The sequence below is a fragment of the Leifsonia sp. NPDC058194 genome, from assembly GCF_042883605.1.
Taxonomy (GTDB): domain Bacteria; phylum Actinomycetota; class Actinomycetes; order Actinomycetales; family Microbacteriaceae; genus Leifsonia.
On record NZ_JBHVVL010000007.1, the window covers coordinates 93,412 to 111,414 of the forward strand.

The 18,003-nt window shown below is 70.6% G+C and carries 15 protein-coding genes and 1 tRNA gene; 5 read left to right on the plus strand and 11 right to left on the minus strand.

Translation table 11 applies throughout. The features are described from left to right. Positions 1 to 82 precede the first annotated feature (82 nt). From mfd to ACFVU2_RS20530, 7 genes are all read right to left on the minus strand, one after another. A complete protein-coding gene (gene mfd / locus ACFVU2_RS20500) occupies positions 83 to 3,718 on the minus strand; it encodes a transcription-repair coupling factor (RefSeq protein ID WP_387878397.1) in 3,636 nt (1,211 codons plus the stop codon). A 10-nt stretch (positions 3,719 to 3,728) separates the two neighbouring features. After that, on the minus strand, positions 3,729 to 4,424 hold the full coding sequence (locus tag ACFVU2_RS20505) for a 4'-phosphopantetheinyl transferase superfamily protein (protein ID WP_387878398.1): 696 nt from the start codon (positions 4,422 to 4,424) through the stop codon (positions 3,729 to 3,731). Between the two features lie 36 nt (positions 4,425 to 4,460). Continuing rightward, positions 4,461 to 5,165: an alpha/beta fold hydrolase gene (locus ACFVU2_RS20510; RefSeq protein ID WP_387878400.1), complete on the minus strand. Its 705-nt coding sequence runs from the start codon at positions 5,163 to 5,165 to the stop codon at positions 4,461 to 4,463. Positions 5,166 to 5,267: 102 nt separating this feature from the next. After that, complete coding sequence (gene pth, locus ACFVU2_RS20515) at positions 5,268 to 5,867, minus strand: aminoacyl-tRNA hydrolase (RefSeq protein WP_387878403.1); 600 nt, start codon at positions 5,865 to 5,867, stop codon at positions 5,268 to 5,270. A gap of 9 nt (positions 5,868 to 5,876) precedes the next feature. After that, positions 5,877 to 6,491, minus strand: a complete 615-nt coding sequence (locus ACFVU2_RS20520; protein ID WP_387878405.1) for a 50S ribosomal protein L25/general stress protein Ctc — start codon at positions 6,489 to 6,491, stop codon at positions 5,877 to 5,879. A 179-nt stretch (positions 6,492 to 6,670) separates the two neighbouring features. Beyond that, positions 6,671 to 7,198: a gluconokinase gene (locus ACFVU2_RS20525; protein ID WP_387878407.1), complete on the minus strand. Its 528-nt coding sequence runs from the start codon at positions 7,196 to 7,198 to the stop codon at positions 6,671 to 6,673. 2 nt (positions 7,199 to 7,200) lie between these two features. Further along, entirely contained in the window at positions 7,201 to 8,253 is a 1,053-nt protein-coding gene (locus ACFVU2_RS20530) for a D-2-hydroxyacid dehydrogenase (protein WP_387878409.1), read from the minus strand. Between the two features lie 128 nt (positions 8,254 to 8,381). Between ACFVU2_RS20530 and gndA the strand changes: the two genes are divergently transcribed. Beyond that, complete coding sequence (gene gndA / locus ACFVU2_RS20535) at positions 8,382 to 9,866, plus strand: NADP-dependent phosphogluconate dehydrogenase (RefSeq protein ID WP_387878411.1); 1,485 nt, start codon at positions 8,382 to 8,384, stop codon at positions 9,864 to 9,866. A 91-nt stretch (positions 9,867 to 9,957) separates the two neighbouring features. Next, complete coding sequence (locus tag ACFVU2_RS20540) at positions 9,958 to 10,302, plus strand: hypothetical protein (RefSeq protein ID WP_387878413.1); 345 nt, start codon at positions 9,958 to 9,960, stop codon at positions 10,300 to 10,302. On the opposite strand, the gene ACFVU2_RS20545 is transcribed toward ACFVU2_RS20540, so the two are convergent. After that, complete coding sequence (locus tag ACFVU2_RS20545; RefSeq protein WP_387878415.1) at positions 10,271 to 10,939, minus strand: TetR family transcriptional regulator; 669 nt, start codon at positions 10,937 to 10,939, stop codon at positions 10,271 to 10,273. The genes ACFVU2_RS20540 and ACFVU2_RS20545 overlap by 32 nt on opposite strands. 71 nt (positions 10,940 to 11,010) lie before the next feature. Here ACFVU2_RS20545 and ACFVU2_RS20550 point away from each other — a divergent pair, with 71 nt between their 5' ends. Then, positions 11,011 to 12,336: a glycosyltransferase gene (locus ACFVU2_RS20550; RefSeq protein ID WP_387878417.1), complete on the plus strand. Its 1,326-nt coding sequence runs from the start codon at positions 11,011 to 11,013 to the stop codon at positions 12,334 to 12,336. Here ACFVU2_RS20550 and ACFVU2_RS20555 read toward each other — a convergent pair. From ACFVU2_RS20555 to ACFVU2_RS20565, 3 genes are all read right to left on the minus strand, one after another. Then, a complete protein-coding gene (locus ACFVU2_RS20555; RefSeq protein ID WP_387878419.1) occupies positions 12,293 to 13,270 on the minus strand; it encodes a ribose-phosphate diphosphokinase in 978 nt (325 codons plus the stop codon). The two genes, ACFVU2_RS20550 and ACFVU2_RS20555, sit on opposite strands and share 44 nt — an antisense overlap. Further along, a complete protein-coding gene (glmU, locus tag ACFVU2_RS20560; RefSeq protein WP_387878422.1) occupies positions 13,271 to 14,695 on the minus strand; it encodes a bifunctional UDP-N-acetylglucosamine diphosphorylase/glucosamine-1-phosphate N-acetyltransferase GlmU in 1,425 nt (474 codons plus the stop codon). A 31-nt stretch (positions 14,696 to 14,726) separates the two neighbouring features. After that, positions 14,727 to 14,798: transfer RNA gene (locus tag ACFVU2_RS20565), tRNA-Gln, on the minus strand. Between the two features lie 85 nt (positions 14,799 to 14,883). Between ACFVU2_RS20565 and ACFVU2_RS20570 the strand changes: the two genes are divergently transcribed. Next, positions 14,884 to 15,396, plus strand: coding sequence for a MarR family winged helix-turn-helix transcriptional regulator (locus tag ACFVU2_RS20570; protein ID WP_387878424.1), 513 nt, complete (start codon positions 14,884 to 14,886; stop codon positions 15,394 to 15,396). Between the two features lie 78 nt (positions 15,397 to 15,474). Further along, a complete protein-coding gene (locus ACFVU2_RS20575; protein ID WP_387878425.1) occupies positions 15,475 to 17,988 on the plus strand; it encodes a CDP-glycerol glycerophosphotransferase family protein in 2,514 nt (837 codons plus the stop codon). Positions 17,989 to 18,003: the final 15 nt, after the last annotated feature.

Consider the following 18,003-nt stretch of genomic DNA (forward strand, 5'->3'; position numbering starts at 1 on the left):
ATCGGCAGCCGACGGAGGAGATCCGGACGTGTCGGACCGGGATCTCCTCCGTTGCGTGCGCACCCGTCAACGGGGCGGGGTGTCAGGCGGCGGGTTCGGTCGCGGGCTCGGGGACGGGAAAGAGGGCGCCGAGCAGCGTCGCGACCCACTCGATGAGGGCGGCGTCGTCGACCGGCTCGCCGTTCACGCGCGGCAGCGGGACCATGGCCACCTTGGGGGCCGCGTGGTACTTCGACCCGGGGTACATGCGCTGCAGGCGCACCTGGAGCGAGTCGGGCAGCAGCGCGGGAGCCAGACGGAGGTTGGATCCCATGGCCACGACCTCCCCCAGCCCGGCCTTCTGCGCAGCGCGGCGGAGGCGGGATACGGCGACGAGGTTCCGCACCTGCACGGGAGGCTCGCCGTACCGGTCGGTGAGCTCCTCCAGCACGAGGTCGATCTGGCCGTCCTTCGAGGTGGGCGCGCTGGCCGACGACAGCTTCTGGTACGCCTCCAGCCGCAGGCGCTCGCTGTCCACGTACTCCTCGGGGATGTGCGCGTCGACCGGCAGCTCGAGCCGCAGCTCGGTCTGGCCTTCCGCCACCTCGCCGCGGAACGTCGAGACGGCCTCGCCGATCATCCGCAGGTAGAGGTCGAAGCCGACGCCGGCGATGTGGCCGGACTGCTCGCCGCCGAGCAGGTTGCCCGCGCCGCGGATCTCGAGGTCCTTCAGGGCGACCTGCATGCCGCTTCCGAGGTCGTTGTTGGCCGCGATCGTGGAGAGACGGTCGTGCGCCGTCTCGCTGAGCGGCTTGTTCTCATCCCACAGGAAGTACGCGTACGCCCGCTCGCGCCCGCGACCGACACGGCCGCGCAGCTGGTGGAGCTGGCTCAGGCCGTACTTGTCGGCGCGGTCGATGATGATCGTGTTCGCATTGGAGATGTCCAGACCCGTCTCGATGATCGTCGTCGAGACGAGCACGTCGAAGCGGCGCTCCCAGAAGTCGACGACCACCTGCTCCAGCGCGTGCTCGTTCATCTTGCCGTGCGCGACGCCGATGCGTGCCTCCGGCACCAGCTCGGCCAGCTTGGCGGCCGTCGCCGAGATCGAGCCGACCCGGTTGTGCACGAAGAAGATCTGCCCCTCCCGCAGCAGCTCGCGCCGGATGGCGGCGGCGACCTGCTTGTCCGAGTACGGCCCGACGAAGGTGAGGATCGGGTGGCGGTCCTCCGGCGGCGTCGCGAGCGTCGACATCTCGCGGATGCCGGTGACGGCCATCTCGAGCGTGCGCGGGATGGGCGTCGCGCTCATCGCGAGGATGTCGACGTTCGTCTTGAGCTTCTTCAGCTGGTCCTTGTGCTCGACGCCGAAGCGCTGCTCCTCGTCGATGATGACCAGGCCGAGGTCTTTGAAGGTGACCCCTTCGGCGAGGATGCGGTGGGTTCCGATGACGAGGTCGACGGTGCCGTCGGCCATGCCCGCCAGGGTCTCCCGGGCCTCCTTGTCGGTCTGGAAGCGGCTCAGCTGCCGCACGTGCACCGGGAAGCCGGCGAAGCGCTCGAGGAACGTCTCGGCGTGCTGCTTCACCAGCAGCGTCGTCGGCACGAGCATCGCGACCTGCTTGCCGTCCTGGATGGCCTTGAAGGCGGCCCGCACGGCGATCTCGGTCTTGCCGAAGCCGACGTCGCCCGAGATGAGCCGGTCCATCGGGATCGGCCGCTCCATGTCGGACTTCACCTCGTCGATGGTCTGCAGCTGATCGAGCGTCTCGGCGAACGGGAACGCCTCCTCCAACTCGTGCTGCCACGGGGTGTCGGGCCCGAACGCGTAGCCCTTGCTCGCCATCCGCGCGGAATAGAGCTTGACGAGCTCGACGGCGATGTCGCGCACGGCCTTGCGTGCCCGCCCCTTGGCGGCCGACCAGTCGCTGCCGCCCATCTTGCTGAGCTGCGGGGCCTCCCCGCCCACGTAGCGGCTGAGCAGGTCGAGCTGGTCGGTCGGCACGTAGAGCTTGTCGCCCGGGTAGCCGCGCTTGGACGGCGCGTACTCCAGGGCCAGGTACTCGCGCTTCGACTTGACCGCGTTGCGGCCGCCGCTCGACACCTCGCGCTGTGTCAGCTCGACGAACTTGCCGATGCCGTGGGTCTCGTGCACGACATAGTCGCCGGGCTTGAGCTGCATCGGGTCGACCACGTTCTTGCGGCGGGCGGCGAGCTTCTTCACCTGTCGAGAGTCGTAGCCGATCGTGCGCCCGTAGAACTCGCTCTCGCCGACGATCGCGAGCTTGATCTCGGGCACCTCGAAGCCGTGCTCGACGTTCGCCTTCAGCAGGTACGCCACACCGGGCTCCGGGTCCACCGGGAACTCCTCGACGGGCCGGGCCGGCAGCTCGGCCTCGCCCAGGACCTGGGCGGCGCGCTCGACGAGCCCGTTGCCCTGGGCGACGACCGCGACCCGCCAGCCGTCGCGCAGCCGCGCGGCGACGTGGCCGACCGCGCCGGAGACGTTGCCCTGGAAGCTCGGCACCGCGTCCGCCGCGATGCGGACCTGAAGATGTTCCTCGAGCTCACGGTGCTCGGGCAACACTTCTGTCTCACTGGAACCGGCGTCCGCCTGGAACCCGCTCATCGTCCACCACGGGTGGTCCTGGGCCGGTGCACCGGGGCGGCTGAACTTCACCGAGTCGTGCAGCTTCTGCAGCGTGAGGAAGTCGCCGGCGGCGAGGTCGATGGGGGCTGCCGCTCCGACCGTGGCCGCGCTCCAGGCGGCCGAGAGGAACTCGCGGTTGGTCTCGGCGAGGCTCACGGCGCGGGAGGCGACGCGCTCGGGCGAGAGCACGGCGACCGCGGCACCGTCGGGGAGGTAGTGCGTGAGCGGGACGAGCCGGTCGACCAGCGCCGGCGCCAGCGACTCCATGCCCTCGACGGGGATGCCCTCTCCGATCTTCGCGAGCATCCCGGACAGGCTCGGGAATTCGTGCTCCATCTCGCGTGCACGCTGGCGGACCGACTCGCTGAGCAGCAGCTCACGGCTCGGCGGCAGCACGACGGCGGGGATGGGCTCGGGCAGCGAGCGCTGGTCGGCGACCGAGAACGCGCGGATCTGCTCGACCTCGTCGCCGAAGAAGTCCACCCGGTACGGGTGGTCAGCCGTGGGCGGGAAGACGTCGAGGATGCCGCCGCGCACTGCGAACTCGCCCCGGCGGGTGACCATGTCGACGCGGGCGTACGCGAGGTCGACCAGCTGCGCGGTGAGACCGGAGAGGTCGAAGCCGCGGCCGCCCGCCGTCAGCCGCACCGTCGGGTAGTCGGTCAGGTTGTCGGCCAGCGGCTGGAGGGCGGCACGCACGGAGGCGACCAGCACGAACGGCTTCGTCCGGTCGCCCGTCCCCCAGTCGACGAGGCGGCGCAGGGCGGTCAGGCGCTTTCCGACGATCTCGGCGCTCGGGCTGAGCCGCTCGTGCGGGAGGGTCTCCCACGCGGGGAACTCCACGATCTCGGCCTCGGGCAGCACGCAGGGCAGGGCGCCCCGCACCGCCTCGGACTCCCGCCCGGTGGCCGTGATCACGAGGACCGCCTGCGAGGCGTCCTGCTCGGCGCGCCGGCGGATGAGGCCGGCGAGCAGCGGGGCGCGCAGCCCGTCCGTGAGCGAGAAGTCGGCGTCGCGGCCCGCGTACGCGAGCGCGTCAGCGAACGTGGAGGCGCGCTGAAGCGCCGTGATCAAGCCCTGGAGTATCACTCGGGAGAGTCTACGCGGAGCCTCCGACAGCACCGAGAGGGAGGGGCACGAGGCCGCCCGCGGCATCGATCGTCCGCCACAGCGCGGGGCCAGGCGTGGCCGCCGACGCAGAGAACCCGTCGCCGCGGCGCGCATCCAGGCTCAGACCTCCGTAGCGCGGGACGAGACGGGCGTCGCCCGCGAGCACGGTCAGTCCGGCGAATCCGTCGAGCTCGGCCACGCCCGCCTTCACCAGAGCCTCCTTGGCCGTCCAGGCCAGCAGGAAGGCGGCCTCGGGGTCGGCGCTCTCGCTCACGAGGCGACGCTCGGCCGCCGAGAGCGCCGTGGCGATCGGACCGTCGCCACGCCGCATGGCTGTCTCGACGTCGACGCCGAGCTTTCCGGGTGCGGCCGCAGCTGCGACCACCCCGTGCGCGTGCGACCAGGACAGGTGGAGACCGGCGGGGGTCACCTGCGGTCGTCCGTGCGGGCCGCTGCACGTCTCGCACCGCTGCACGAGCCGCCCGGCCGCAAACGGCTCGTCGCTCAGTGCCCGATGGGCTGCCGTCGCGAGCAGTCTGGCCGCGGTGAAGTCGTCGCGATCCGCGGTGGCGCCCAGGCGGTCGCGCCGTTCTGCGGCCTCGGGCGCGAGCGGTTCATCGGGAAGTGCCGTGAGCACCCGCGCCGTGCGCGCGACGAGCACGAGAGCCGAGCCGGAGGGGGTCACGGCTTCACTGTAGGCGAGCGTCACGCTCCGCCGTCGTCAGATCCAGCCCTCGAGTGCCCGCATGAAGCCGTCGTGGTCGTCGCGGTTGATGACGTGACCGGAGCCCGGCACCACTCGCACGTCGAATCCGGCGTCGCGCAGGCCGTCGGCGACCTCCGGCTTCACCAGATGCGAGTTGTCGGCGAGCATGACCAGGGACGGCACCATCATCGTCGTCGGGGCCCGCATGACGCTCGGGGCGAGCACGGTCGGGATCGCGGCCCGGTCGAATGCGCGGAACGTCTCGACCTCGATCGCGACGTCGGCCGGGTCCCACCGCGGATTGCGCTTCGCGATGCGGGCGGCCGACTGCCGGGCGAGCGTCTTGAGGAAGGCGGGCGCCAGCATCCGCTGGAACCAGTTCGCCGCCGGGCACGAGAAGGCCGGGTCGACGTAGACGACGCGCTCGGGACGCAACCGTTCGACGGCCAGGCTCACGGTGAGACCACCGAGGGAGTGCCCCATCATGAGCTCCGGCTCGGCGGGCACGGTGTCGACGATGTCCTGCGCCATCAGCTCGGCGGAGTACTCGCCGGTGCGCGGGCTGTGGCCGTGCCCGCGAAGATCGACCGCGACCACGTGGTAGCCGCGATCCGCGAGCACCGGACCGACCCGGCGCCAGTTGCGGGAGTCGGACATCACCCCGTGGACGAGGACCGCATGGCGGTCGCCCTGACCCCACTCGCGCGTGAACAACTCCATGGCCGACACGGTACGGCGGCGCGCTGTGCGGCGACTGTACAGTCTCCCGGCACGGCCTGTGCGCGACGCGACATTCGCACGAATGTCGGCGGCCCGCGGCGGTCAGCGGGCGGCGTGGAAGCGGTTCTGTGCCGAGGTGAGGCCTTCGGCGGCGATCTGCTCCACGGCGTCCGCGGCGTCGCCGACGAGGATGGGCAGATTCTTGCGCTCGTCGGCGCTGAAGGCCTTGAGCACGTGATCCGCGGCGGCCTGCGAACCCGGAGGACGTCCGACGCCGACGCGCACGCGGGTGAAGTCACCGGTCCCGGTCGCTGCGACGATGTCGCGGACGCCGTTGTGCCCGCCGTGGCCGCCGCCGAACTTCAGGCGCACCGTGTCGAACGGGATGTCGAGCTCGTCATGCACGACGATCAGGCGCGACGGGTCGAGCGAGTAGAACCGCAGCAGCTGCGAGACCGGTCCGCCGGACACGTTCATGTACGTGTTCGGCTTGGCCAGCACGAACCGCGGGCCGCCGGGAGCGAGACGCCCCTCGGCCACGGTCGCGTTCGTCTTGTGGGTCTTGAAGGTGAGACCGCCGCGCGAGGCGAGCTCGTCGAGCACCATCTGACCCACATTGTGACGGGTGGCGGCGTAGCCGGGCCCGGGGTTGCCGAGCCCGACTACGAGCCAAGGTCCGTCCGTCGGACGGGATGATTCCATCGGGAGTGACTACTCCGCAGCCTCGGCGGAGGCCTCGGACTCCGCAGCGGCCTCGCCCGCCTCGTCCTCGTCGCCGCGCGCAGCGGCCGGGACCAGGACGTTCAGGATGAGCAGGTCCTCGTCCTCGGCCAGGGTCGCGCCCTTCGGGAGGGTGAAGTCCTTGGCGTGGAACTGGGTGCCCTCGACAGCGCCCTCGACATCGAGGACGATGTTCTCTGGGATGTGGGTGGCCTCGACCTCGAGACGGAGGGTGTTGACCTCGAGCACCGCGATGGTGCCCGGGTAGGACTCGCCCTGCACGTGCACGGGGACCTCGACGGCGACCTTCTCGCCGCTCTTGATCACGATGAGGTCGAGGTGCTCGATGATCTGGAGCACCGGGTCCTTCTGGACGTCCTTGACGAGGACGAGCTGGCTCTTGCCGGCGATGTCGAGGTCGAGGACCGCGTTCGCCTTGCGGAGCAGCAGCCCGACCTGGTGGGCCGGCACGGTGACGTGCGCCGGCTCGGTGCCGTGACCGTAGATGACGGCGGGGATCTTGCCTGCGGCACGGATCTTGCGGGCCGCGCCCTTGCCGAAGCTGTCGCGGACCTCTGCGACGACCTTGTTGGACTCGTCAGCCATGATGTTCTCCTAGCCGGCCAGCGGCCGGGGATTCGGGCGAGCAGTGCTCGCAGTGTGGGATTGTCGACTCGAGCGCATCGAGGTGCGCGAGGAAAGACTGCGTAGCCTGCTCCACCGCGTCGATCACGGAAGCCTGCGGAACACCGCCTGCTTCCCTCGCCGAAGTTCAGTGGCCCAGTCTACCGGAATTCTGAGCGGGCGCGGTCCGCGATCACGGCGGCCAGCGTCCCGGGCTCCTCGGCGACATCCAGGCGCAGTCCCCGCTCGTCCGCCTGGAGCGGCTCGAGGGTCGCGAGCTGGGAGGCGAGGAGCGAGGCCGGCATGAAGTGCCCCGGGCGGTCCATGCGCGCCGCGAGCTGCGCCTGGGTGCCGTCGAGCTCGGCGAAGAGCACCGCGGGGGCGTGGGAGCGGATGCGGTCGCGGTACGCGCGCTTCAGCGCCGAACAGGCCAGGACGAGCCCGCCGGGAGCGGCCGCCGCGAGGGCGCTGCCGACCGCGTCGAGCCACGGTTCGCGGTCGTCGTCGGTCAGCGGGATGCCGGAGGTCATCTTCGCGACGTTCGCCGCCGGATGCAGAGCATCGCCGTCGATGAACGCCACGCCGAGCACGGTGGCGAGGAGCGCGCCGACCGTGCTCTTGCCCGACCCGGACACGCCCATGACCACGACCTGCGCGCTCTCCTGCCCCACCACCATCTCGTCGTCCATCCTCAGTAGAAGTCGACGGTGTCGACGCGGTTGCGGAGCGGCCGGCCGTCGAGCAGCCGGGTCGCGTTGTCGGCGAACAGCTCGGCGATCCGACGCTCCTCCCCGTCGGTCAGCGCGGCGGTGTGGGGGCTGAGGAGCACCCGCGGATGGGTCCACAGCGGACTGGAGTCCGGGAGCGGCTCCACCGCCGTCACGTCGAGCGCCGCGAAGCCGACCCGGCCGGCATCCAATGCGGCGAGCAGCGCGTCCTCGTCGATCACCGTGCCGCGGCCGACGTTGACCACGGTGAGTCCCGGTTTCGCCGCCTCGAAGAACGCCCGGCCCAGCATCCCGTCGGTGGCCGTCGTCCCGGGGAGCGCCACGACGACCGCGTCCACCCGGGCCGCCACCGCGATCAGGGCCTCCGGTCGCACCTGCTCGTCCACGTCCGGCGCGTGCCGCTCGTGACGGGAGGTCCCGATCACCCGGGCGCCGAACGCCGTCAGCAGGCGCGCGACCTCGCCGCCGATGCCACCGAGCCCGAGCACGAGGACGGTCTGGTCGGCGAGCTGGCCCATGCCCCAGCGCTCCGGCCACGTACGCGACTGCTGGTCCGCCCGGAGGCGGGGGAGGTCTTTGGCGCCGGCGAGCAATCCGAACAGGGCGAACTCGGCCAACGGACCCCCGTGGACGCCGGCGGAGGTCGTGAACGCGACTCGGCGCAGCTCCTCCGCTGTGAGCCCGGCGCGTTTGACGGTGCCGCCGCCGCCCGCGGCCATCGTGTGCACCCAGCGCAGACGCGGGTTGGCCCGAACCGCCCGGGCGATCTCGTCGGCGCTCAGGTCGGGGATGCCGTAGAGAGCATCGGCACGGTCGATCGACGCCTCGAAGCGCCGCTGCTGCTCGGATGTCCGCCGGAAGGCCGGGTCGCCGCCGAAGTCGGCCGCCCGGCGCATGGGAGGAAGCAGCTCGGGATCCCAGTCGAGCCGAATCCGCGGCTCCAGACGGACCACGAGCTCCGCCAGACCGGGATCGAAGGGCGTCACCACGGCGACGCGGAGCTCGGGGTTCGTCATATACCCACGCTATCCGTACGACGGCCCCCGACCGCGGGATAGGGTGGACGGGCAGTCGCTCGATTTCTTGCCACCAGCGGGAGAGCCGATCCCCCGACCTCACCCCGTCGTGGCGGAAGCCCTCCGCCATGACGGCATCTCTGAAGGAGCACCACGTGTCACAGGAAGCAACCGCCAACATCGGAGTCGTCGGTCTGGCGGTGATGGGCTCCAACCTGGCCCGCAACCTCGCCTCCCGCGAGGGCAACACGGTCGCTGTCTACAACCGCACCTACGCCCGCACCGAGGAGCTGATCGGCGCGCATCCCGAAGCAGGGTTCGTCGCCTCCGAGTCGATCGACGACTTCGTGGCCTCGCTCGCCACGCCGCGCACGGCGATCATCATGGTCCAGGCCGGGAAGGGCACGGACGCGGTCATCGAGCAGCTCGCCGAGCGCTTCGAGCCCGGCGACATCATCGTCGACGGCGGCAACGCGAACTTCCTCGACACCATCGAACGCGAGAAGCGGATCAGCCCCTCCGGAATCCACTTCGTCGGCACCGGGATCTCCGGCGGCGAGGAGGGCGCGCTCAAGGGCCCGTCGATCATGCCGGGCGGATCGGCCGAGTCGTGGGAGACCCTAGGCCCGATCCTGTCGTCCATCGCCGCGGTCGCCGAGGGCGAGGCGTGCGTGACGCACGTCGGCACCGACGGCGCCGGCCACTTCGTGAAGATGATCCACAACGGCATCGAGTACGCCGACATGCAGCTCATCGCCGAGGCCTACGACCTGCTCCGCACGGTCGGCGGGCTCGAGCCCGCCGCGATCGCCGACGTGTTCACCGAGTGGAACGCGGGCTACCTGGAGTCGTACCTGATCGAGATCACCGCCGAGGTGCTGCGCCAGGTGGATGCGGAGACCGGCAAGCCGTTCGTCGACATCGTGCTCGACCAGGCGGGCTCGAAGGGCACCGGCGTCTGGACGGTCCAGAACGCGCTCGACCTGGGCGTGCCGGTCGGCGGGATCGCCGAGGCGGTCTTCGCCCGCGCGGTCTCCTCCAAGCCGGGCCAGCGCGCCGCCGTGCAGGCGACCATCCAGTCCCGCCCCCAGGTGCAGAAGACCTCCGACGTGGCCGCCTTCGCCGACGACGTCTCCAAGGCGCTCTACGCCTCGAAGGTCGTCGCGTACGCGCAGGGCTTCGACGCGATCATCGCCGGCGCCGAGAAGTACGGCTGGAACATCAACAAGGACAAGATCGCCAAGATCTGGCGCGGCGGCTGCATCATCCGCGCACAGTTCCTCAACCGCATCGCCGACGCCTACGACGAGAACCCCGACATCGCGACGCTGCTCGAGGCGCCGTACTTCGCCGACGCCGTCCGCGAGGGCGAGGCCGCCTGGCGCCGCATCGTCGCCACGGCCGCGCTCTCGGGCGTCCCGGTCCCCGGATTCGGCGCCGCACTGTCGTACTACGACTCGCTCGCGTCCACGCGGCTCCCGGCCGCCCTGGTCCAGGGCCAGCGCGACTTCTTCGGCGCGCACACCTACAAGCGCGTCGACAAGGACGGCACGTTCCACACGCTGTGGTCGGGCGACCGCACCGAGATCGAGTCCGAGGGCTCCTCGCACTGACAGCGGCGAACCACAGGGAAAGTGCTCCGAATCGACAGGATTCGGAGCACTTCCGCTGTACTCGGGGCGCGCGGGAGACGAGACTCGGAGGGTGACGTTCGATGAGCACCCGGAGCTGGCGGAGTACGAGCCGCTCGACCGATCGCCGAATCATCGGCGGATGATCGCCACGCGCGTGTTCGTGGTCGTCGCCCTCGCCGCACTCGTGCTGCCGGGCGTCCTGCTGACGATCAACATCCAGACCGCGACCGCAGAGAGCACCTGCGCGGTCTACGTGCGCCAGTACGAGCCCGACGCGACCGGCTCATCGGCGCGGTTCGAGCTCGCCGGTCCGGTCGGCCCCGGCTGGCAGTGCTACGCCCTCAACACCGAGGGCGACGCGACGTTCGTCGCTCCGCTCGGCCTCATCCCCTCGACGCCGCACCGCCTGCCGTGAGGGTCCGGACGGTCGCCAGCAGCCACGCGCTGTAACGCTCGAACGTCCAGCCGCTCTCGCCGACGAGCTGCTGATGCCCTTCCGGCGACATCACGAACGACAGGGCATCGGCCAGCTCCCGCCGCTCGCCCTCGCCGGTGTCGCGGAGCCCCGGCAGCCCTCGCACCGCCAGCAGCTCGACCATGCCGCCGTAGTCGGCGTGCCGGCGCTCGAGCAGGCCGGCCATCGCGACGCCCACCTCGGCATCGTCTCGTGCCGCTGCCGTGAACGCCGCCCAGAGCGCGCCCGTTCGCGCGTTCGCGACGGCGATGAACGGGACGAGCTCGCCGAGCATCCGGTCCGGGTCCTTGATCGCGGCGATCGCAGCGATCTCGGGGCGGTCGGTCAGCGACGCCTCCCCGGCCTCCCCCGCGAAGGCGCGCTCGAACGCCGCCAGCAGCAATGCGCGCTTGGGCCCGTGCACCTTCACGCTCTCGACCGAGACACCGGCCGCCGTCGCGATCTCCGCCAGCGACGCCCCGGCGTATCCCCGCGCGGCGAACACCGCGCCCGCCGCATCCAGGATGCGCTCGCGGGTCTGCCTGGCCTGCTCCTGACGCAGCGTGGAGCGATAGGGGCGCGTGGTCGACTCCGGCACTATTGACTACCCTTCGTGTGTAGTGAATACTGTTGACGTTTATTCAACTCTAACCCGAGATGCGAGAACTCATGAACATCCTCCTCTGCAGCACACCCGTCCACGGCCACGTCACGCCCCTCCTCGCGGTGAGCCGTGCGCTCGTCGAACGCGGGCACGACGTCTTCTTCCTCACCGGAGCCCGGTACGCGGGCCGCGCGGCCGACACCGGGGCGACCGTCCTGCCCCTCCCCGCCGACGCCGACTACGACGACACCGACATGGATGCGGCGTTCCCCGGACGGGTCGGGCTCACCGGTCCCGCGGGCATCCGGTACGACATGCGCGCCATCTTCCTCCGCCCCTCCCCGGTGCAGCTCGCCGCGATGGACGCCGCGATCGACCGGCACGGGATCGACGTGGTCCTGGCCGAGAGCCTCTTCCTCGGCGCCGCGCTGCTCACCGCCCGGCCCAGTGCCGCGCGCCCGCCGGTCCTCAACCTCGGCATCGTGCCGCTCGGACTGAAGAGCAGGGACACCGCACCGTTCGGCCTCGGGGTGCCGCCGAAGGCGGGCGCGGCCGGTCGCGTCCGCAACGCGCTCCTCACCCTCGTCGCCGAGAAGGCCGTGTTCGCCCCGGTGCAGAAGGAGGCGGTGCGCATCGCCCGCGCGGCCGGAACCCCCCTCGACGGGTTCATCCTCGACTGGCCGTCGCACGCGGACGGGGTCGTGCAGTTCACCGTTCCCGAGTTCGAGTACCCCCGTCGGGATGCCGCCGTCCCCGTCCACTTCGTCGGACCGGTCTCGCGCACCCAGCGCTCCGCCGCTCCGCTGCCCGCCTGGTGGGACGACCTCGCCGACGGCCGCCCGATCGTGCACGTCACCCAGGGCACGGTGGCCAACCGCGAGCTCGGCGACCTGATCCTCCCCACGATCCGCGCCCTGGCGGACGCCGACGTCTGGGTCGTCGCCAGCACCGGCGGCCGGCCCGTCGTCGACCTGGGCGCGGACCTCCCGGCCAACGCGCGCGTCGCCCCCTACCTGCCGTACGACGAGCTCCTGCCCCGGACGGCCGTCTATGTGACCAATGGCGGGTACGGCGGGGTGCACTACGCGATGGAGCACGGGGTGCCCGTCGTGATCGCCGGGACGACGGAGGACAAGACGGAGGTCTCGGCCCGGGTCGCATGGACCGGCGTGGGGATCAGCCTCGGGACCAACAAGCCGGCGCCGGACGCCATCGCCGCCGCGGTGAGGACCGTGCTCGGCGATCGCCGCTACGCGGACGCCAGCAGCCGGATCGGAGCGGCCATCCGCTCCTCGTCCGGGCTCGACGGTGTGGAGAAAGCCGTCGTTTCGGCCGGTTCTTCCGGGACTACGCGGCCCCGTCGAACATCGACGTCACCGAACCGTCGGTGAAGACCTGCTCGATCGCGTCCGCGAGCAGCGGCGCGATCGGCAGGACGGTGAGCTTGTCCCAGCGCTTGTGCTCCGGCAGCGGGAGGGTGTCGGTGACGACCACCGAGTCGATGAAGTCGGACTGCAGCAGCTCGACGGCGGGGTCGCTGAAGACGGCGTGCGTCGCCGCGACGACGACACCGGTCGCACCGGCGGCCTTGAGGGCCTCCGCGGCCTTCACGATCGTCCGGCCGGTGTCGATCAGGTCGTCGACCAGGAGGCAGACGCGGCCCTTCACATCGCCGACGATCTCGTGCACCGACACCTGGTTCGGGACGAGCGGGTCGCGGCGCTTGTGGATGATCGCGAGCGGCGCGCCCAGCTTGTCGCTCCAGATGTCGGCGACGCGCACGCGGCCCATGTCCGGAGAGACGACGGTGAGCGTCGACGGGTCGAGCTCGCGCTTCATGTGCTCCAGGAGCACCGGCATCGCGAAGAGATGGTCGACCGGACCGTCGAAGAAGCCCTGGATCTGGGCGGCGTGGAGGTCGACCGACATGATGCGGTCGGCACCCGCCGCCTTGAACAGGTCGGCGACGAGGCGCGCCGAGATCGGCTCGCGGCCGCGACCCTTCTTGTCCTGCCGTGCATACGGGTAGAACGGGGCGACGACGGTGATGCGCTTGGCGGAGGCCCGCTTGAGGGCGTCCACCATGATCAGCTGCTCCATCAGCCACTCGTTGATCGGCGAGGTGTGCGACTGGATGACGAACGCATCGGAGCCGCGCACGCTCTCGTCGAAGCGGGCGTAGATCTCGCCGTTGGCGAAGGTGCGGGCGTCGGTGGGGACCAACTCGCTGCCGAGGCTCTCGGCGATCTCCTGGGCCAGCTGGGGGTGCGCCCTCCCCGAGATGAGGACGAGGCGCTTCTGGCCGTTCGCGGTGATCCCAGACACTTATTCTCCGCTTTCTTCCGCAGCTCGGGCGGCGTCGGTGCCCGGCCGCTTCTGCGCGACCCAGCCTTCGATGTTGCGTTGAGGGGCGACGGTGATGGCCAGCGAGCCCGCCGGGACGTCCTTGCGGACGACGGTTCCCGCTCCTGTGTACGCTCCGTCACCCATCCTAACCGGCGCCACGAACACCGTGTTCGTCGCTGCACGCACGTGCGATCCGATCTGCGTGCGGTGCTTGTTCACGCCGTCGTAGTTCGCCGTGATGACCCCGGCGCCCAGGTTCGACTTCTCGCCCACCTCGGCGTCGCCGACATAGTTGAAGTGCGCCAGCTTGGTTCCGGCGCCGATGGTGGCGTTCTTGGTCTCGACGAAGGTGCCGATCTTGCCGTCGGCGCCGAGCACGGTCCCGGGCCGCAGGTAGGCGAAGGGTCCGACGGTGGCTCCGGCGCCGATGACGGCGAGGGTGGCGTCGGTGCGCTTGACCGTCGCTCCCGCGCCGACCTCGCAGTCGAGGAGGGTGGTGTCGGGCCCGATCGTCGCGCCGGTCTCGACCAGGGTCGCGCCGCGCAGCTGCGTGCCGGGGAGGATCGTCACGTCGGGCGCGAGCTTGGCCCGCACATCGATCCAGGTGGTCGCGGGGTCCTGCACCGTCACACCGGCGAGCTGCCAGGTGCGCACGAGAAGCGCGTTGAGCTTGGCGGCCATCTCGCTGAGCTGGGCACGGTCGTTGATCCCCTCGACCAGCCAGGAGTCGGCGACCGGGAGGGCGTCCACGTCGAAGCCGGCCTCGCGGAGGAGCCCGATCACGTCGGTGAGGTACTTCTCGCCCTGGGCGTTGTCCGTGGTGATCGCGGCGAGCTCGTCGCGCAGCGCCGCCGCGCCGAAGAGGTAGATGCCGGCGTTGATCTCGCCGATGGCGCGCTCCTCGTCGCTCGCGTCCTTGTGCTCCACGATGCGGTCGAGGGTGCCTGCGGCGTTGCGCACGATGCGGCCGTAGCCGGTCGCGTCGGCGGGGAAGCTGGAGAGGATGGTCGCCGCCGAGCCGCTCCCGCGGTGCGTGGCGATGAGCTCGTTCAGGGTCGCCGCGTCGAGCAGCGGCACGTCGCCGTTGACGACGAGCACGTCGCCGCTGAAGTCGGCGGGGAGTGCGGCGACGGCCTGCTCGACGGCTCGTCCGGTGCCTGGGATCTCGTCCTGGTCGACGATGACGGCCTCCGGCAGGTCGGACGCGATGACCGCGGCCAGGCGGTCGCGCTCGTGCCGGACCACGGCGACGACGTGCGCCGCGTCGAGCGCGCGCGCCGTGGCGAGCACGTGGCCCACGATCGGGATGCCCCCGAGCTCGTGCAGGAGCTTCGGAGTCGAGGACTTCATCCGCGTGCCCTGGCCCGCCGCAAGCACGACGATGGCGAGATTCTGGTCGGTCATGTCCCTCCCGGGGTCGGTTCGGCTGATGCCGCTCCGCCTCCAGGACTCGAACCTGGACCTAACAGCTCCAAAGGCTGTCGTGCTGCCATTACACCAAGGCGGAACGCGCGGAAAACGCGCACGTGACAGTCTGCCAGACGCGCACTGCGGCGACGGTGAATCCCGTCGACGGTGAATACGATGGAGGGATGGGTGACGCACGCGACGGTGGACCGCGCGACGAAGTGGACCGCATCGTCGGCGCGTGGCTGCGCGAGCGCCCCGACCTCGACTTCTCGCCCCTGCAGGTGCTCTCGCGCGTCGACCGGCTCTCCCGGCACCTCGACCGGGCGCGCCGGGCGGCCTTCGACCGGTCGGACCTCGACTCCTGGGAGTTCGACGTGCTCTCTGCCCTCCGGCGGGCCGGGTCCCCGTACCAGCTGAGCCCCAAATCGCTCCTGCAGCAGACGCTCGTCTCCAGCGGGACGATGACCAACCGGATCGACCGCCTGGTCGCCCGCGGCCTCGTCGAGCGTCGCACCGACCCCAACGACGGCCGCGGGATCCTCGTGCAGATGTCGGCGCAGGGCCTGGCCCGCGTCGACGCCGCGATCACCCGGCTGGTCGACGCCGAGGCCGATCTGCTCGACGCGCTGTCCGCGTCCGATCAGGAGCGCCTGGCAGGCCTCCTGCGCAAGCTGAGCCTGGGTTTCGACGCCTGATATCGCGGTCGTCGTGCAGCCACCTCCTGCCGCACTCCCAGGTGACCGTTATCCCGCTCTCATAAACTCGCACCCGATATGAGACTCTCCCGACTGAAGCGACTGCCGTCCCGGGTGAAACGCGCCGCCCGTTTCGAGATCCACGCGCACTGGCGTCGCCAGCCGCTGGTCGCGGGCAGCGTCTTCTACGAGTCCTTCTCGGGCAACGGGATGCTCGACAACCCCGAGGCCGTGTTCCGCGCCCTGCTCGCCTCCCCCGACCTCCAGGGCCTGACGCACATCTGGGCGCTCTCCGACCTCGATCAGTACCGCTCGGCCGTCGAGGAGTTCGCGGGCGACGACCGGGTCGGCTTCGTGCGCTACGGCTCCGCGGCGTACTACCGGGCACTGGCGACCAGCCAGTACCTGGTGAACAACGCGACCTTCCCTCCGGACTTCTCGAAGCGTCGCGGACAGGTGTATCTGAACACCTGGCACGGCACTCCGTTGAAGCGGATGGGCTACGACATCGACGAGGGCGCCCTCGGCACCGCCAACATCATCCGCAACTTCGTGCAGGCGGACTACCTGCTGTCGGCGAACCCGTTCATGACCGAGCAGATGTACCAGACGGCCTACAAGCTGACCGGCATCTACCGCGGCGTCCTGGTCGAGGAGGGGTACCCGCGCATCGACCGGCAGTTCCTCGACGAGCCCGGGCGCGCTGCCGTGCGCCGGCAGCTCGTCGCGGCCGGGATCCCGCTGGGGGACCGCAAGGTGGTGCTCTACGCGCCGACCTGGAAGGGCGCGACCTTCGGCCGGCCGACCGACGACCTCGACGAGCTCCTCGGGCACATCCACCGCATCGAGGAGCAGATCGACACCAGCCGGTACGTCGTGCTCCTGAAGACGCATCAGTCGGTGCACAAGCTCGCCGCGCACCGGCCGGAGCTGAAGCGCCTGCTGGTCCCGAACGAGATCCCGACCAACCTCGTCCTCGGCGTCTCGGACCTGCTCGTCTCGGACTACTCGAGCATCTTCTTCGACTTCCTGCAGACCGGACGCCCGATCGTCTTCTTCACCCCCGACCTCGCCGACTACGCCGGAACGCGCGGCCTCTACTTCGAGCCCGACGAGTGGCCGGGCCCCGTCTTCGAATCGGCGCGCGAGGTCGGCGAGGAGATCGCCCGCATCGCCGCCGACGACGATCGCGTGCCCGAGGAGGCCCGCGACCGTTATGCGGCCATGCAGGCCCGCTTCACGCCGTACGACGACGGACGGGTCTCGGAGCGCGTCGTCGACATCGTCTTCCGCGGCGCGCGCGACGGCTACCGTCTGCACACCGGACTGGATCAGGACGGCCGCCAGAAGATCCTGCTGTACCTCGGCGGGATGCGCCCGAACGGCATCACGACCTCGGCCCTCAACCTCCTGAACAACATCGACCACGACATCTACGACGTCTCGGCGCTGTTCTCCCAGAGCCGGTCGGGGGCGGCCATCGCCAAGCAGAAGCAGATCAACCCGGCGGTGCGGCAGTTCCCCCGCGTCGGCGGGATGAACGGCGCGAAGCTGCTGCACCTCGCACGCCACCTGCACTTCCGGCGCGGACGCATCTCGGAGCACGCCGAGATCCCGGCCCAGAACCAGCTGTGGGACGACGAGTGGTACCGCTGCTTCGGCGACAGCCGGTTCGACCATGTGGTCGACTTCTCGGGGTACGGCCCGTTCTGGGCCGCACTCCTCCTGCACTCCCCCGACGCCCAGCGGGCCATCTGGCTGCACAACGATCTGGCGTCGGACGCGCACCGCGAGGTCAACGGCGAGAAGAAGATGCTGCACAGCCTCACGCAGATCTTCACTCTCTACGGCCAGTACGACCACCTGGTGTCGGTGTCGCCGACCCTCTCGGACATCAACCGCGACGCCCTGGCCGAGTACGCCGACCCGAAGAAGTTCCTCTCCGCGCTCAACACCGTCGACGCCGAGCACATCCTCGAATACGCGCAGGCCGACCTCCACGAGATCACCTTCGACGAGGAGACGGGCAGCGTCCCGGACTGGGCGGAGGCCCTCCTCGCCGACGACGACGTGACGACCTTCGTGAACGTCGGCCGGCTCTCCCCCGAGAAGAACCAGGGCAGACTCGTGCGCGCCTTCGCCGGTGTGCACGCCGAGAACCCGAAGACCCGGCTAGTGATCGTCGGCGACGGCCCCCTCGCGGGTGAGCTCGAAGCTCTGATCGACGAACTCGGGCTCCGCGGGGCGGCGTTCCTGACCGGGATGCAGCGCAACCCGCACGCGATCATGGCGAAGGCCGACTGCTTCGTGCTGTCGAGCGACTACGAGGGCCAGCCCATGGTCATCCTCGAAGCGCTCGTCCTGGGCCTGCCCATCGTGACGGTCGAGTTCGCGTCGGCCAAGAACGCGCTGCCCGTCGGCAGCGGCCTGGTCGTGCCGCAGACGGACGAGGGCGTCGCCGAAGGCCTGCGCGCCTATCTGGCGGGCGCGGTCCCGGACAGCCGATTCGACTACACCGCGTACAACCGCAAGGCCGTCGGCGAGTTCTACCGCGCGATAGGCGCCGCTCCCGTGCTCGCCGAGCGCGGCTGACCGCCTCCGGGTCAG

Excerpts from the sequence above, each read along its gene's own strand:
- gndA (WP_387878411.1), top strand. The coding sequence starts at position 8,382 with ATGACGGCATCTCTGAAGGAGCACCACGTGTCACAGGAAGCAACCGCC.
- ACFVU2_RS20510 (WP_387878400.1), bottom strand. The coding sequence starts at position 5,165 with ATGGAGTTGTTCACGCGCGAGTGGGGTCAGGGCGACCGCCATGCGGTC.
- glmU (WP_387878422.1), bottom strand. The coding sequence starts at position 14,695 with ATGACCGACCAGAATCTCGCCATCGTCGTGCTTGCGGCGGGCCAGGGC.
- pth (WP_387878403.1), bottom strand. The coding sequence starts at position 5,867 with ATGGAATCATCCCGTCCGACGGACGGACCTTGGCTCGTAGTCGGGCTC.
- ACFVU2_RS20575 (WP_387878425.1), top strand. The coding sequence starts at position 15,475 with ATGAGACTCTCCCGACTGAAGCGACTGCCGTCCCGGGTGAAACGCGCC.
- ACFVU2_RS20525 (WP_387878407.1), bottom strand. The coding sequence starts at position 7,198 with ATGGACGACGAGATGGTGGTGGGGCAGGAGAGCGCGCAGGTCGTGGTC.
- ACFVU2_RS20520 (WP_387878405.1), bottom strand. The coding sequence starts at position 6,491 with ATGGCTGACGAGTCCAACAAGGTCGTCGCAGAGGTCCGCGACAGCTTC.
- ACFVU2_RS20530 (WP_387878409.1), bottom strand. The coding sequence starts at position 8,253 with ATGACGAACCCCGAGCTCCGCGTCGCCGTGGTGACGCCCTTCGATCCC.
- ACFVU2_RS20550 (WP_387878417.1), top strand. The coding sequence starts at position 11,011 with ATGAACATCCTCCTCTGCAGCACACCCGTCCACGGCCACGTCACGCCC.
- ACFVU2_RS20570 (WP_387878424.1), top strand. The coding sequence starts at position 14,884 with ATGGGTGACGCACGCGACGGTGGACCGCGCGACGAAGTGGACCGCATC.